Genomic DNA, 16,177 nt, shown 5'->3' with positions numbered 1-16,177 from the left:
CTAACAGTTGTTAGTATTTTGTTTTTTTATGTATATTTGCTTCCTATGGAAAATGCACTTCACGAAAAAGTTTCTCAAGATATACTACTCAAGGCGTATAATCATATGATGCTGGCCAAAGCAATGGCTGATATTTACGAAGAAAACAGAAATGTATGTAAATATGTTCACAGTACCTCAAGGGGGCACGAAGCCATCCAGCTTGCTACAGCTTATCAGCTCAAAAAAGAAGACTGGGTTTCTCCTTATTATAGAGACGAAAGCATTCTTTTAGGAATTGGTTTTGAACCTTATCAATTAATGCTTCAATTATTAGCTAAAGCTGATGATCCTTTTTCAGGAGGAAGATCATACTACTCCCACCCTTCCAGCAGAGATGAAAACAAACCAAAAATTGTTCACCAGAGTTCTGCAACCGGAATGCAGACTATTCCTACTACAGGAGTAGCACAGGGAATCAAATATATTCAGGATTTTAATCTTCAGGAATTTGAAAACAATCCTGTTGTTGTATGCAGCCTTGGAGACAATTCTGTTACCGAGGGTGAAGTAAGTGAAGCTTTACAGTTTGCTGCTTTGCATCAGCTTCCTATTATTTTCCTTGTACAGGATAATGAGTGGGGAATTTCCGTAACGAAAGATGAAGCAAGAACTTGTGACGCTTATGATTTTGTAGCTGGATTCACTGGGTTGAGCAGAATGAGAGTAGACGGAACTGATTTCGTGGAAAGTTTTGAGGCTATGAAAAAAGCCGTGGACTTTGTAAGAACAGAAAGAAAACCTTTGGTAGTCTGCGCAAAAACGGTACTGATCGGACATCATACTTCCGGTGTAAGAAGAGAATTCTATAGAGACGAAGAAGATTTATCAAAACATAGAGCTAAAGATCCGGGAGAAATCCTTAGAAAACATTTACTGGAAACAGGTACTGATGAAGATCTATTAAAGCAAATCACAAAAAAGGCACGTCTTGAAGCTGAAGAAGCTTTTGAAAAAGCTAAAAACGCGGAAGATCCGAAGCCTGAAACCGTAATGCAGCACGTTTTCGCTCCTACTCCAATTACAGAGGAAACAGGAACGCGTGAGCCTGCCAACGGAGAAAAAATTGTAATGGTAGATGCTGCCATCCATGCGATCCAGGAATTGATGTGGAAACACCCTGAAGCTCTTCTTTACGGACAAGACGTAGGAGAAAGAATTGGTGGAGTTTTCCGCGAAACGGTAACGTTAGGAAAAAAATTCGGAAGCAAAAGAGTATTCAATACCGCGATTCAGGAGGCGTATATCATTGGATCTACAGCCGGAATGAGTGCTGTAGGATTAAAACCAATCGTTGAAGTTCAATTCGCAGATTATATTTACCCGGGAATCAACCAGTTAATTACAGAGATTTCAAAATCAAGTTATTTAAGTGGCGGAAAATTCCCTGTAAGCAACATCATCCGTGTTCCAATCGGAGCCTATGGCGGTGGTGGTCCTTACCACAGTGGAAGTGTTGAAAGTATTTTAGCCAACATCAAAGGAATCAAAATAGCCTATCCAAGTAATGCAGCAGATTTTAAAGGTTTATTAAAAGCCGCGTATTACGATCCAAACCCGGTAGTGATGCTGGAACACAAAGGATTATACTGGAGTAAAGTTCCGGGAACTGAAGATGCTAAAACCATAGAACCGGCTGAAGACTATGTTCTTCCGTTTGGAAAAGGGAAAGTAATCATTGAAGCTGACAAGGATGAAACTGAGAAAGGAAGAACCTTATTAGTGGTTACTTACGGAATGGGAGTTTACTGGGCTAAAGAAGCAGCTAAGAATTTCAATGGAAGAGTTGAAGTGATCGACTTAAGAACATTGATTCCTCTTGACGAAGAACTTGTTTTCGAAAGAGTGAAAGCTCATGGAAAATGTATCGTTCTTACAGAAGAACAGCTTAATAACTCTTTTGCAGAAGCTTTTGCACACCGTATTTCTAAAAACTGCTTCAAATATCTTGATGCTCCTGTAGAAACAATGGGATCACTGGATGTACCGGCTGTACCGATCAATCTGATACTGGAAAAAGAAATGCTTCCCAATGCTGAAAAACTCAGCAGTAAGATTGAAGAAATGCTGAAATATTAATTTTATAACGAGTCCTGAAATAGAGATACAAATTAAAGGATAAAAATAACTAATTAAACCAGAGCAAAAATAAATTTGCTCTGGTTTTTTGTTTTATGAGTTTTCATTTTTAATTTCGACTGTTTATGCATTTGAATTCGTGTTAAATAATGATTTGAAAAATAGGGTCTGAACTCATTATAAACACCAATCGATTAATCCATATTTTTCTTTCTCATTGAAGTCTCAATATCATATTTATCGATATCGAATTTCTGATTCTTCCGTTTCTATATCTCTTACCATTTGAAGTTTCAAACGCAAGCTGTAATCTTTCTGGGTACGCTTGACATAGAGTATTTCTAAGCTTTCTTTCATAGCGGCTGTTTTTTGTACATCGCTATTTCAGGACGGGACAATATATAAAAAACCTCTGTGTAGTTTACACAGAGGCTCCATTTTTAACTTTAAATTTTTCCTGTTATTAAATGATAATCACTTGTAAGCTTATCCACCTTGTCCCATCACTGATGATTTTCCATTGTGAATAATTGGATCCTGCCTGAATTTGATAATTAAGAAGGCTACTCCTTGAGTTATAACTATTGCTATCTGCTGCAGCCGAATGCATAGGGTAATTTACAAATACGTCTTCTGATGTACCTGCTCCTAATTTATCACTGTCATTCACAAATTGCAGAACCCTTCCAGGACAGGTTACAGGGTCTGGCAATTGTAAATTGGCAGTACTATTTAAATACGGACTTGTATTGCTCACATTAGCAGATAAATTCCCCCCCGAAGAGGTCGTGCTGTATCTTAATATAAGAAGAAAATCATCAGGCTGTACAACATAAGGAGTTGCTGCCGAATACGTTCCTGTAAGGATTTTAAAACCCTCTACCACTCCAGAAGATGAAGATCTGATGTTATACCATTTACTGGTTGGTGAATCGTAGAAATACAATCCTACAGACGTTACGTTCGATACCTTGTTTATCGCTGCTCCGTCTAATGTTGTTACAAAAACTAAGGTTCCGTTTTGGTCACTTCCATACACAGCATCTTTTGCCGAAAGCTGGGCTCGTGTCAATCGGGGTGTTGTGAATCCATCAGGAACTGATGGGGTTGTCACTTTTCCTTCTATCTGAACAGTCACCTTTGGATCGTTAGTTCCCATCCCTACTCGTCCAGCATCGGTAGCTACAAAATCCGTATTTGCATCTCTTACAGTAGAACCATCAGACTTTGTGCCTAGCTTTATCATTGTATTCGCATTGTCATTAGCCCACGCATCATTCGTTGCATCAAGAGGGTTCCAGGCAGTACCATTCCAATAATGGAATCCTTTGGTAAATCCTCCAGCATCAGCAATGAGATAAACCAACTGTCCATTTACACTACCATTGGTAGATAAAGCATTCACTCTTGGTACTAAAACCCCATCTTGCGCAGTGACTGCACCTGGAGTAGAGCCTGTATGATTTTTTGCCCGGATATCAAAAGTTGATTCTGGAGAGGGAGTATTTACTCCTACTTGTCCTAAGACTTTAATATTAAGTAAGAGTAATAGTATTATAATAAAATTTATTTTTTTCATTTCATTTTAGTTGATAATAAGTTTTTTTAAGTTCTTGTGAATTCAAATACCTATTGGAGGAGGGCGGATATAAGAAATTATTTGAAAGTAATCAAAGGGAACTTCCAGGTTTTTAATACTTCCTCCCAGTATTTTTATACAGTAAGGAGGTTTAATTAGTGTTGTTTTCCACCCTATGATAAATTCTATTTTTTTTAGGCTTGTAACAGGGGGAAGAAGACAATATCTCGAAGGATAAGAAGGCAGTAATAATTCTGAATTACCTTTTGGAATAGGAATAAATTTATTCTTAACTACTATTTTTTCATCCGAAAATTTAGCTTTTGTGTTGGTAATTTTAGGTTTACTCTTTTTTGGGGGTTTCTTTTTCTTTAAAGTGCTTATGTAAATAATTTCTCCCGAAATGTGTTCTTTTAAATTGCTAAACTGAGTTTCCTCTTGAATGTAAACCTTCCCCCTTTCCGGTTTTATAATTATTTCCTGCGTAAGATAGCTGCTATCTTTGACATAAATCTCGGCTCCATCATTAATGAAAATTTGAGAGTAAAGAACATTCTGTAATAATAAAAAAAACATCAATAATGCTTTACATTTGTATAATCCCACACAAATGCTACTATTCAATATCCTTTCTATGCTCTCCATTCTTTTCATTTATTTTGCTTTAGCTTTTTAATAAATAAGAGTTCTCAGAAAATCAACAATTTAAAGTTACGAAAAAAAAATAACTAAACCCCTGAAAATCACCAACAAAAACAACCTGTAAAATGGATTTTACTACATTCTTCCATTTGGAAAAGGGAAAGTAATCATCGAAGCTGATAAGGATGAAACTGAGAAAGGAAGAACCTTATTAGTGGTTACCTACGGAATGGGGTTTACTGGGCTAAAGAAGCGGGTAAGACAATGATTTGAAAAATGGGGTCTGAACTCATTATAAACATCAATTGGTTGATCCTTATTTTTCTTCTCATTGAAGTCTCAATATCATATTTATCGATATCGAATTCCTGATTTTCCCGTTTCTATTTCTCTTACCATTCGAAGTTTCAAACGCAAACTGTAATCTTTCTGGGTACGCTTGGCATAGAGTATTTCTAAGCTTTCTTTCATAACAACTATTTTTTGTGCATCGCTATTTCAGGACGGGACAAAAAATATATATAAAACCTCTGTGTAAACTACACAGAGGTTCTTTTTCTAACTTTAAATTTTTCCTTTTATTAAACGATAACCACCTGTAAGCTTATCCACCTTGTCCCATCACTGATGATTTTCCATTGTGAATAATTTTGCCCACTTGCAATTTCATAATTGTTAAGATTACTCCTTGAATTATAACTATTAGGATCTGAGCCCGCAGCGTGCATCGCATAATTTGTATATACATTTTCTCCTGTACTTGACCCTACTTTATCGCTGTCATTCACAAATTGCAGAACCCTTCCAGGACAAGTTGTAGGATCTGGCAATTGTAAATTGGCAGTACTATTTAAATACGGACTGGTTGTGCTAATATTAGCTCCGCTGTTCCCCCCCGTAGAGGCTGTGTTGTATCTTAAAATAAGAAGAAAATCATCAGGCTGTACAACATAAGGAGCTGCTGCCGTATACGTTCCTGTAATGATTTTAAAACTCTCTACCACTCCGGAAGATGAAGATCTGATGTTATACCATTTACTGGTTGGTGAATCATAAAAATACAATCCTACAGACGTTACGTACGATACCTTGTTTATCGCTGCTCCGTCTAATGTTGTTACAAAAACTAAGGTTCCGTTTTGGTCACTTCCATACACAGCATCTTTTGCCGAAAGCTGGGCTCGTGTCAATCGGGGAGTTGTGAATCCATCAGGAACTGATGGGGTTGTCACTTTTCCTTCTATCTGAACGGTCACCTTTGGATCGTTGGTTCCCATCCCTATTCTTCCGGCATCGGTAGCTACAAAATCCGTATTTGCATCTCTTACAGTAGAGCCATCAGACTTTGTGCCTAGCTTTATCATTGTATTCGTATTGTCATTAGCCCACGCATCATTCGTTGCATCAAGAGGTGTCCAGGCAGTACCATTCCAATAATGGAATCCTTTGGTAAATCCTCCGGCATTGGCAATGAGATAAACCAACTGTCCATTTACATTACCATTGGTAGATAAAGCATTAACTCTTGGTACTAAAACCCCATCTTGCGCAGTGACTGCACCTGGAGTAGAGCCTGTATGATTTTTTGCCCGGATATCAAAAGTTGATTCCGGAGAGGGAGTATTTACTCCTACTTGTCCTAAGACTTTAATATTAAATAAGAATAGTAGTATAATAATTAAATTTATTTTTTTCATTTCATTTTGTTTTAGTTGATAATAAGATTTTTAAAATTCTTGTAAATTCAAATACCTATTGGAGATGGGCAGATACAAGAAATTATTTGAAAGGGAATCAAAGGGAACTTTCAGGTTTTTAGTACTTCCTGCATAAGAGAACTGCTATCTTTGACATCAATCTCAGCCCCATCACTAATGAAAATTTGAGAGTAAAAAATATTCTTTCTAAATTCTCTTTTTTTGTCATTAATTGTGCTTGAACTCTATGATATATTATTTTATTGAAAACCAGATTCCGGGAATTTTTTTTTCCATTTTGAAATAGAATTTCTGCTTACCTTAAAATAGTTTGAAATTTCTGTATTATTCATTCTATTTTTTTTCTGATAACTTAATATTTTGCAGATATCATCATCGCCATACGCTCTAAACTTTCCATTTTCCTTATCTCTCAATTCAATATTTTTACCAAATATTCTTTCCTGCAATGCGATAACATCCATAGAAGAAATATTACTTTTATTCAAGATGTTCTCACAATCTTTCATTCTGTCTTGATATTTCATGTTAATCATATCAATATAAATTCTTTTATAATCAGGAGTGGTACCCATAATCGTTTAATTTTTATTCATTATTTCCCGTATTTTACTAACCATTTGTATAATGTCGTTTTAGGGATCCTATATTCGCTGATCACCTGTTGTCTTGTTTTTTCACCAGAATTGATAAGCTCTAAAATGAAATCAATAACTTCCTTTGTATAAATATTTTTTTTGAATTTTGGGAGCTGTGATGCTTGTTTAATGTTATTTGGAGTGCTTCCTGTTGCGGGCGAAAATAATATCAGATGCTGTGTATATAATCTAAAGAAATCATACTCTAAAAGCTTACTCCACTTTAATAAATAATCTGTACCAATATCTTTTTCTAAAAACATTTTCTCCACTTCATCCTCAGTGCATTTCAAGAAATTGCAAATACGATCAATATCCATATTAAGTTCTATCGTCTTTTGCTGAATTAAAGAACCTACATGAATATTTTTAAAATTATTATCCATATTTTATATATATTGATGCTTATTTTAATATTTTTTTTTTGATAAAAAAGATCAAACGTTCAACGATAGTGGCTTACACATCTGAACTGATGTTAATCCTGATTGAAGTTATCATCAATTTATCTTCTTACCGCTATGGCTTCCAGAAAGACCAGACACTGCCATTATACACCGCTAGCTGATGAGCAGTAGTATCATATACAATCATTCCTGCAGCAGGATTGATAATGTTTAAATGCGGACTCGCAACTTTAGGAAGAATCATTGCTTTGTTGCTATCCTCTAAAACCAAAATTCCATCTGTGGAAGTAAGAGTCCCAATACTTACCTTCGCTTCGGTTTTTTCGGTTTTAGTTGTTTGTACAGATAAATCGGCATTTCCAGTTGTATCTACACTTAAATCAAACCAGCTTCCGCTTTTAAGATATTTCACTTTATTATCTGTTGTATCAAATATCATAGTTCCATCTTGTGAAATTCCACTATTATCCTCTATATAGGGAAGAAGCAGCCCTCTGTTTTCGGTTTCGGCAAATTCCAGTGAGGTGGACGGGTTGCTGACACTATTTTTGCCTACTGCAACCTGCGCTTCTATTGTGATCGTAAATAATATTGCTGCTATACTAAAAATTACTGTTTTCATAACCTATTATTATTTTAATTGACAAGAAAATGAGCAAACAGACCAGTAATACCCATTCTTTTTAATGAACTATTCTCTAGTGCTGTACTACTTGTTCCGAAAATGTAATCAGAGCAGGGTCTGTAAAACTTATACGAAGGCTGTTTTTTTCCATCGCAGTGATTGCTTCATCTACAATACTGAAGCTCAGTACATCTCCTTTCTTTAGCTGGATCTGAAAATAATATTCCCCCTCTGCCGATAAATTCCCTTTTCTCGCTACAAAAGCTTCTTTTCCATTAATATGTACAGCGAATATGGGCTGTTGCTTGTCTTTTGGGTTTTTATTAATTTCTGATGATACGCTAATCCGGTAAATACCATTTTTAGTGACCTCTATTTCATTGTTCGTCAGCATAATTTCACCTTTATCCTCTCCCTGGGCACTTAATTTTGAGAAGTTCATGAGCTTTTTCACTCCTGACTCATTATAGCCTATTCCTTCAATAGCATAAACAGGATTTTTATCTATCATCTTTTCGATATGCTGTTGGGAATACATGAAACATGGAAATATTAATAGCATAAATAAAGTCGGTATCTTTAAATACATAATTTTAATTTTTATTGAATGAATTTTTAAATAAAAATTTCAGGTAAAAGCAACAGAAAAAAATCTGTTGCTTTCCCAAAATTCACATTAATCCGGACAAGCCTGTGTATTGAAGCACTGCCAGCTGAAAGTACTCCCTCCATCTGTTAAAGTATATACTTTCAGGCAGTTATTGGTTATATCGTATACCATCATTCCCTCTACAAAGCTCGCAGCCGGTATTCCAACTGGGTTTCCAGAACCATCAAATGCCACTCTGTTGGTAACAAAGCCTTTCGTTTTAGATTCAAGCACCAGCCACGCTCCTTTACGAACCATTGGCCAATTGTCTGAATCTGCTGAGCCTGCTCTGCTTAATGAGGTAATACCCATCTTACTATCCAGCGCTGTGCCTGTCAATATTCCCGGTTTGTAGCAATATGATGATATTCCACAGGTCCAGTCTACATAATAATCCTCTACTTCTCCATCATCTGCTTTCAAATAGCTGCGTTCATCCTCGGGAGTTCCTGTGTCATCACTAAGTTGGTTGGTTGTAAGACGCAAACGTATAAAACTGCGTAATAAATCTCCATTGCATCCAGGGATTGATCCAGGATCTGCCCATGTTAACGCAACAGTCTGTTGAGAAGCAGAAGCCGGTACACTTTTAACTATTGTTTCTCCCGGTTCAAAACTTCCGTTATTATTCCAGTCTATAGATCCATATAGATAAGCTGTCGTTCCCATATTATTGGTAAAAGGAACATTCAACGTATAGGCCACCCCTGCGGCTTTTACCGGCAAAGAACCACTTACAAAGGCATCCTCGTCAATTAAGCTCCCTTTACCATCATTATCATCATCGCTGGCATTATTTCCACTTCCGGTTATCGTAAATTGAGGCCCATCATCACTATCCCCAGCATTAGCCCCTAATCTCAATGGATTATCAACCTGGCTGTATTTAATCTGATGACTGGCCTGATCTCCAGGGTTATAACGGTTATCCAAATCTCCAAAATCAAAAGCAGTATTACCACATACCGGTCCCGTAGAAGGAGGGCCTGTAAAAGTAAACTCTGACGGACTATTCGTACATCCTCCACATCCGTCACTTCCATCAGCGGTATGACCTGTGTAGCCATATCTGTCATTTCTGTCCTTAATCAGGATAGAAATGTGCCCTCCGGCTTCTACATATTTCATCTTACCAGTAAGCATTTGCGCTCCTCCGCCCATCGTAGCTGCTGTAGGAATAAACCTTGTGGTAGGCGAAGGAAGTCCAGCTTTATTTCCGTTATTATCTCCGGCAGAATACGCTCTATTCTCCTCAGTTACCAAATAAAATAATGGATAATATGTATCATGATTATTGGCAGATATCCAGATAACTTTTCCAATAGGTTTTGTAATATCAGTCTGAACTCCGGGGGCATCCGGCTGCTCGTTGATATAAGAAACAGGCAGCCAGGATGTAGCTGTTGTTGTATTTCCAAGTCCTAATTGTCCTGAACCGTTATATCCCATCACAAATACTTTTCCGGCGCTGTCTCTCAAATAATACGACGCTGGCCCGGCATTATTTACATCTAGCTGTTTTACCGGAAGGCTGATTCCTGCCGGAACGTTCATCATAGCAGCAAAATTTCTGTCGGAAGCAGGCTGCCCATCTCCTAACAAAGTACTGGTTCCCCAGGTGTAGAAATTGTTACCATCTGTTGCAATGGCTGCACCACCAGAACTACGAACATCTTTCATCCCTGTCAATAGTGTAGAAGAATTGATCATTACCTGATGCCACCCTGTGGCAGCCTGGTTTCCATCTCCCTGTACATCACTGCCAATCGTATTTGAATATACCCATACTTCTCCCAATTTAGTGAGTACCATAAGAGATCCTGTTGTAAGATTACGCCCCGCATCCATCATTTGTACATTGGCGGGCCCTACACCTGGCGGCAATGCAACCTGAGTCATAGCGGTAGTCGCATTAGCAAATACTCCATTTGCAGCTCCCCAAACATATAGCCCAGAGGTTGTAAGAAGGAAATACTGATGATAAGCCACGCCATAAGAGACTCCTGTCACCATGAGCGGCATTCCAACAAATGAAAATCCGTTAGAGCCAGACTCCACTTTTGAAGGAGTATTTTGATTAGCAATTCCATTTCCATTCGCCGAGTTCCCAAATACAAGATACCCTCCTGTTGCCACTCTTATAATGCTGGCATGAAATAAAGCCTGCACAGAATCCATAAGGCCCAAGTGGTTATCTGTATCATCACAAGGCTGGGCAACAGCCACCGTAGTATCTACCGGTAAATAATAATCTTCTGTTTCTCCATTAATAGGAAAGGCAGCATTAACACCTGTACTTAACCCGTCACCGATGGAACGTTCGTCCACATTTACGGTTGCGGCATTGTCCGTAAGAGAAGCACTTGTAATGCGAACCCTCATATAGGTATTGGAAGCTGCTCCCGTGTAGATTGTCGCGTACCAGTAGAGCTTGGCAGTCTGGGATCCTGAATTGGCAGGTAATGATACTGAAGTATACTCATTGGAGGTAAACCGTCCATTTCCGTCCATATCGATCCAGGCATGCAATGTAGCTGCTGTTGTAAGAGTATTGGTCACATTGATCTGTGCACTGTATTCTGATCCCGGCACAAAGGTAGGTAAAGGAGTGGTTATTCCATCCTCATCAAGACCATCTCCGTTAGTTCCGTTGTTGTCTGATCCTGCTGCAACGCTTTGTGCTGCAGGTTCTATATCTATCGTATTTCCAATAATCAAATTCTCATCAGAAACATGACGTGCAGGCAGCATCATTCCCGATGTGTTTTGCTCGAAAGATGGCGGAGCATCTCCATAATCAAGGTTTGATGTTACAGGTATTGTATGATCTTCAATTTCACCATTATAAATAACTGGTGTAACCGCGTATTCTCCTGTATTCACCCCATCAGCAAGAGCTCTCTCATCTACCAAAAGCCCCGGAGCACCTGTTGTAAAGTCATTTAGTGTTCCTTCTGACAAACGGAGACGCATGTACAATTGGCTGGGTGTTCCTGTAACAACAGTGGAAGCAGCTGGCCAGGTGAGGACTACGCTGCCATTATCTGTCCCGTTAAGCACAGATACTGTTCTCGCCTCAGAGGTCTCAAAACGGCCATTGTTATTAAAGTCTATCCAACCATACAAAGTTCTGATACCTCCGGTATTATTAGTCACTTTTACACTCAGTGAATAAATAGAACCTCCACCGGAGTAAATAGGCCCTACAGCCACACCATCTTCATCATCAATCCCATTATTGTCATCGCCCAATGCATTTCCTGCAATGATCTGTTTTGAATTTTCATCATCTGCAGGATTATTCCCTATATATAATCCCTGGCTTGCAGTATGTCTTGCCGGGGCCACAATATTATTTCTACTGGTATCATAAGTATCCGGAGCATCTCCATAGTCATAAGAAGTAACAACAGGTAAAACATAATCTTCTATTTCACCTCCGTTAGCTGTTCCATACACCCCGGTAGAAAGACCATCTCCAATGGACCTTTCATCCACAACCAGTCCTGGAGGCCCCCCAGTAAAATCTGCTAATGCTCCATCAGATATACGCAATCTCATATAAACCTGGGTTACCCCGGCAGGAATCGTGTTTGTATCTGCAATGGTCCATGAAGGTAAAGTAACAGTTTGCATTACATTGGAAGAAGGAACTGATAGAGAAGACATTTCTCCAACTTCAAAATAACCATCATTATCCAGATCAATCCAGGCATATAGTGTTTTAGCAGAACCGGAATTATTGAATACATTGACTTGTGAATAATAGGCGATTCCTTTATAAACAGGCATCACAGAGGGTATTCCATCCTCGTCTGCTCCATCTCCGTTGGTCCCGTTATTATTGGCTCCGGCAGCTACAGACTGCTCAGCAGCTTCAGTATCTATAGTATTTCCCAGTTTTAATACCGGTGATGAAGCCTGTCTTGCCGGCACGGAAGTTATTCCGTCTCTTGCTCTGGAATAGGCTGCAGGTGCATCCCCATAATCATATAAATTGCTTACTGTAAACTGATAATCTTCTATTTCCCCTGCCGCACTACTGAAACCGGTGCTGCGGGTATCTATTAAAACAGGGACTGCATTATTGGTATTAGTAATCGTTGCTCCGGAAAGTCTGAACCTCACATAGGTTTTCCCTGCTATTAATACTAATGGAGACACAATGGTTGCGGTGGCCGGCCATGTTAAAGTAAATTCGTTGGTAGTCCCGGCAGTAACATTTCCACTTGCGGTAGCAGCTTCGTTACCATTAAATATACCATCGCCGTTAAAATCTATCCATGCATATAAATTTTTAGTCCCATTGACAGTAGTATTTACAGGTACTTTAATCGTAAACGGAGATCCGTTTGTAATGACCTGTGGGGCTATTCCATCTTCGTCCAATCCGTCTCCGTTAGACCCATTATTGTCTGCAGCAGCTGCTACTGCTGCATTACTTAATTCATAATCCACAGTGGCTCCCATAAATAATTCAGGGGCAATACTGTTTGTTTGGGATGCCGGAGATCCATTTTCATAGCTCACAGGTACATCTCCATAATCTCTAATCACTGTCAGCTGATAATCTTCAACCTCTCCCTGTGATACAGAGCTATATAATCCTGTATTTAAACCATCTGCAATTGATCTTTCATCTACAACAGTGTTATTGGCACCAGTTGTTAAATCACCTAATGTAATTCCTGTTTCCGGTTGTACCAATCTCAATCTCATATACAATTTACCCACTGCCGAAGAGATCGTATTGATCTGTGCTGCTGTAAAGGTAATATTGGCAGTAGCAGCTCCTGAAGCAACAGATACTGTTTCAAATTCTCCAGATTCAAATCTCCCGTTATTATTAAGATCTATCCAGGCATATAAAGTTGCTGCGGCTCCTGTTGTATTGTTTACGGCAACAGGATATGTGTTTGCAGCTCCGGATCTTATATACAACTGACTGGATTGAAGTCCATCATCAGAAACCCCATCTCCGTTAGCTCCGTTATTGTCATTTCCGGCTCCTACTGAAAAAGGAGCAGGCTCCAGTGTAGAACTATTTCCTAGATGTAATAGGGTTGTTGGCTGATTTCTGGCAGGCTTAAAATTGGTTGGATTTACAGTTCCGTCTTTGTCCATTTCATAGCTTACAGGAACATCTCCAAAATCATAATTGCTATTTCCAACCGCAAAACGGTAATCTTCAACTTCTCCAACACTTGGAAGGGTATACACTCCGGTAGATGCACCATCTGCAATGGAACGCTCGTCTACAGCTGTAGTCGCAGCATTATCTGAACCTGCAGTCTGGGTCAGCCTGATTCTTACATATAAATTATTAATCCCTGCTGGAATCAGATTGGTCTGGGCTCCTCTGAACCAAAAAGTGACTGAAGATGCGCCTACAGGGACAGACTGATAGCCCGTTCCTGTTCCTGTTGATGCAGTATAGGCAACTTCAGAAACTTCAAATCTTCCGTTATTGTTAAAATCTATCCAGGCAATACTATTTGATGCTAAATCTGCTCTTATCGGCACGGAGAAGCTAAAAGGAGCACTTTTTGTTATTGAAGGCACAACACCAGTAACCCCATCTTCATCTATACCATCTCCATTGGTTCCATTGTTATCGTTACCTGAAGGTACGTTTTGAGCGGCAGCTTCGTTATCTACTATACTTCCAATGAAATATAGAGGATTGGTAATTTGTCTGCCCGGGACTGAAGCACTTGCATTATTGCTTTCATAAGAAACCGGTGTATCCCCAAAATCATACAGATCTACCGGCAGCTGATAGTCTTCAACTTCACCATAGGCTACCATTGGGTTGTTAGCAGCATTAGAGGTTGTAGTAGCCCCGTTACCAATACTTCTTTCATCGATTACTGCACCTCCGGAAGCGGCTGTGGTAAAGTCTGTTAAATTTAAATTTGAAAGTCTGAGGCGTAAATAAATTTTTGTGGTTCCGCTTACAATAGCAGCCGTTTGTGCAGCAGTCCAGGTAAGGGTTAAATAACTTCCACCTGTTAAATTCGTATTTGTTGTGGCAATCTCTCCAACCTGAAAGCGCCCATCTCCGTTAAGGTCCAGCCAACCGAATAAATATTTATTACCGGCTAATGTCGTTGGTATATGTACAGGAACAGCAATACTATAAGCTACTCCACGGCTTACACTTGACACTGAAGAGATTCCGTCTTCATCAACCTGTCCTACTGCGTTATCCCCACCTGCATTATTCTCATTAGGGGCAGCAACAGAAGCAGGATTATCTTCAACATCGAGCAATGTCCCTAAAGTAAAACCTGAAAGAGGTGCATGCAGGCCTGGAAGAGGATTACCATCTTTATCATTTTCATAACTTGAAGGTACATCTCCATAATCAAAGGTATGTAATACCGTAATCTGATAATCTTCCACTTCTCCGTTTGAGGAAGTAGAAAAATCAGTAGCATTGGTTGTACTTGTCGCTCCGTTTCCAACGCTTCGCTCATCAATTAAAGCACCTCCAGAAGCTGCTGTTGTAAAATCAGCTAAGGAACGGTCTGAAAGTCTTAATCTCAGATAAAGTCTGGCTGCACTGGGGGCTATTGTACCTGTCTTAGCTGCAGACCAGGTTAGTGTCTGGGTCGTACTTCCTGTTGCTGTAACCGTTACTACAGCATTGGCCAATTCTTCAACCTGAAATTTCCCATCATCATTAAAATCTATCCATCCATAAAGATATTTTGCTGCAGAAGTAGGATTATTTACAGGAAGTGTCAAGCTATACGGAGCTCCTGCTCTTATGATATTGGCTGATGCCACAATGGCATCCTCATCTACTCCATCCCCATTACTGCCATTATCATCAGAACCGGAAGCGACACTGAGTGGTGAAATTTCAAGATCTGGTGCTGAACTGCCTAAGGATAAACCAGTGAGAAAGCGATGGCCTGCAGGTGCATAAACTCCATCTTTTGTAAAATCATAGGTAACGGGGGTATCGCCAAAATCATAAACTGCGGAGGCTACACCGTTCCATGAGCTTCCAACAGCAATACCATCTACTTCCAATGTTGGAGCATTGGCTGCCGTTCCCTGTAAAAGAGCTACGGCTGAAAAAGCGCTTGCATCAGCTCCGACTGCTGAGGAATATTGTACATCTGCTACGGTTGGTTCTGAAGACAGTGAAGGATTTACATAGAGCTTCACAGCATCATTTGTTGTTCCTGTCACGATTTCATACTTTAACACTACCATAATAGGAGTGTTAAACGGTCTTATTACAGACTCGTATACCGGAGTACCGCCTGTTCCTCTGAGAACGCCGAAACTAAAGCCGGCACCATTTGATCTGATAAAAAGCTTACCTCCTACTGTTGTTGCAGGAGCACCATTTATACCTATGGAATAAAAGAAATCTCCGGCAGTATTGGCTGCAGATACATTTACAATAAGAGATGAATAAATAGGAGCTGAAGTACTTGTAAATGTACGGTAGACATCCTGTCCGTTATTGAGTAAAGGAATTTTATTACCTATTCCATTCCCTACGGATCCCGCATATAAAAGATTTCCAGAAGAAATCATTATATTATTGGTTCCTGTACCTGATAACGCTGGCCAGTTATTACCTGAAAGTAGCGTACCCTGTGTGTAATTGAAACTTTCCGAAAATAAAATTTGGGCCTTACTTTGGGAAAATGTCAATAAAACGATACAAATACACCAGACAACCCGAAGGCTGCCTCTCGGAGAGGTATTGTTTATTAATTTCATTTTTATGTTTTTTTAAATAATGGAATATATACCAGGGAGGAGAACCTCCCTTAGT

Annotated in this window: 9 protein-coding genes; 1 reads left to right on the top strand and 8 read right to left on the bottom strand. The window is 39.2% G+C overall.

The genetic code is table 11. The annotated features are described in order from the left end of the window. Positions 1 to 45 precede the first annotated feature (45 nt). Positions 46 to 2,118: an alpha-ketoacid dehydrogenase subunit alpha/beta gene (locus tag C1634_RS17890; protein ID WP_109738862.1), complete on the top strand. Its 2,073-nt coding sequence runs from the start codon at positions 46 to 48 to the stop codon at positions 2,116 to 2,118. A 463-nt stretch (positions 2,119 to 2,581) separates the two neighbouring features. Here C1634_RS17890 and C1634_RS17885 read toward each other — a convergent pair whose 3' ends face one another. From C1634_RS17885 to C1634_RS17850, 8 genes are all read right to left on the bottom strand, one after another. Beyond that, complete coding sequence (locus tag C1634_RS17885) at positions 2,582 to 3,697, bottom strand: hypothetical protein (protein ID WP_109738861.1); 1,116 nt, start codon at positions 3,695 to 3,697, stop codon at positions 2,582 to 2,584. A gap of 42 nt (positions 3,698 to 3,739) precedes the next feature. Continuing rightward, positions 3,740 to 4,342 (bottom strand): hypothetical protein, encoded by a 603-nt coding sequence (locus C1634_RS17880; protein ID WP_123921503.1) that lies wholly within the window; start codon positions 4,340 to 4,342, stop codon positions 3,740 to 3,742. 578 nt (positions 4,343 to 4,920) lie between these two features. Next, entirely contained in the window at positions 4,921 to 6,036 is a 1,116-nt protein-coding gene (locus C1634_RS17875; protein ID WP_109738859.1) for a hypothetical protein, read from the bottom strand. Between the two features lie 260 nt (positions 6,037 to 6,296). Beyond that, positions 6,297 to 6,632: a transposase gene (locus tag C1634_RS17870; RefSeq protein WP_109738858.1), complete on the bottom strand. Its 336-nt coding sequence runs from the start codon at positions 6,630 to 6,632 to the stop codon at positions 6,297 to 6,299. A 20-nt stretch (positions 6,633 to 6,652) separates the two neighbouring features. Next, positions 6,653 to 7,081, bottom strand: coding sequence for a transposase (locus C1634_RS17865; protein ID WP_109738857.1), 429 nt, complete (start codon positions 7,079 to 7,081; stop codon positions 6,653 to 6,655). Positions 7,082 to 7,214: 133 nt separating this feature from the next. Next, positions 7,215 to 7,724: a hypothetical protein gene (locus C1634_RS17860; protein WP_103235696.1), complete on the bottom strand. Its 510-nt coding sequence runs from the start codon at positions 7,722 to 7,724 to the stop codon at positions 7,215 to 7,217. A gap of 76 nt (positions 7,725 to 7,800) precedes the next feature. After that, positions 7,801 to 8,316: a hypothetical protein gene (locus C1634_RS17855; RefSeq protein ID WP_123921501.1), complete on the bottom strand. Its 516-nt coding sequence runs from the start codon at positions 8,314 to 8,316 to the stop codon at positions 7,801 to 7,803. Positions 8,317 to 8,403: 87 nt separating this feature from the next. Further along, complete coding sequence (locus C1634_RS17850; protein WP_123921499.1) at positions 8,404 to 16,122, bottom strand: GEVED domain-containing protein; 7,719 nt, start codon at positions 16,120 to 16,122, stop codon at positions 8,404 to 8,406. Positions 16,123 to 16,177: the final 55 nt, after the last annotated feature.

The organism is Chryseobacterium viscerum, assembly GCF_002899945.2.
GTDB lineage: Bacteria > Bacteroidota > Bacteroidia > Flavobacteriales > Weeksellaceae > Chryseobacterium > Chryseobacterium viscerum.
Note: the sequence above shows the minus strand (reverse complement) of the source record. Positions and strands in the feature narration are given on the sequence as shown.

What these genes read in the sequence shown, in the direction of transcription:
- C1634_RS17865 (WP_109738857.1), bottom strand. Translation starts at nt 7,081, where the DNA reads ATGGATAATAATTTTAAAAATATTCATGTAGGTTCTTTAATTCAGCAA.
- C1634_RS17860 (WP_103235696.1), bottom strand. Translation starts at nt 7,724, where the DNA reads ATGAAAACAGTAATTTTTAGTATAGCAGCAATATTATTTACGATCACA.
- C1634_RS17890 (WP_109738862.1), top strand. Translation starts at nt 46, where the DNA reads ATGGAAAATGCACTTCACGAAAAAGTTTCTCAAGATATACTACTCAAG.
- C1634_RS17875 (WP_109738859.1), bottom strand. Translation starts at nt 6,036, where the DNA reads ATGAAAAAAATAAATTTAATTATTATACTACTATTCTTATTTAATATT.
- C1634_RS17855 (WP_123921501.1), bottom strand. Translation starts at nt 8,316, where the DNA reads ATGTATTTAAAGATACCGACTTTATTTATGCTATTAATATTTCCATGT.
- C1634_RS17880 (WP_123921503.1), bottom strand. Translation starts at nt 4,342, where the DNA reads ATGGAGAGCATAGAAAGGATATTGAATAGTAGCATTTGTGTGGGATTA.
- C1634_RS17870 (WP_109738858.1), bottom strand. Translation starts at nt 6,632, where the DNA reads ATGGGTACCACTCCTGATTATAAAAGAATTTATATTGATATGATTAAC.
- C1634_RS17850 (WP_123921499.1), bottom strand. Translation starts at nt 16,122, where the DNA reads ATGAAATTAATAAACAATACCTCTCCGAGAGGCAGCCTTCGGGTTGTC.
- C1634_RS17885 (WP_109738861.1), bottom strand. Translation starts at nt 3,697, where the DNA reads ATGAAAAAAATAAATTTTATTATAATACTATTACTCTTACTTAATATT.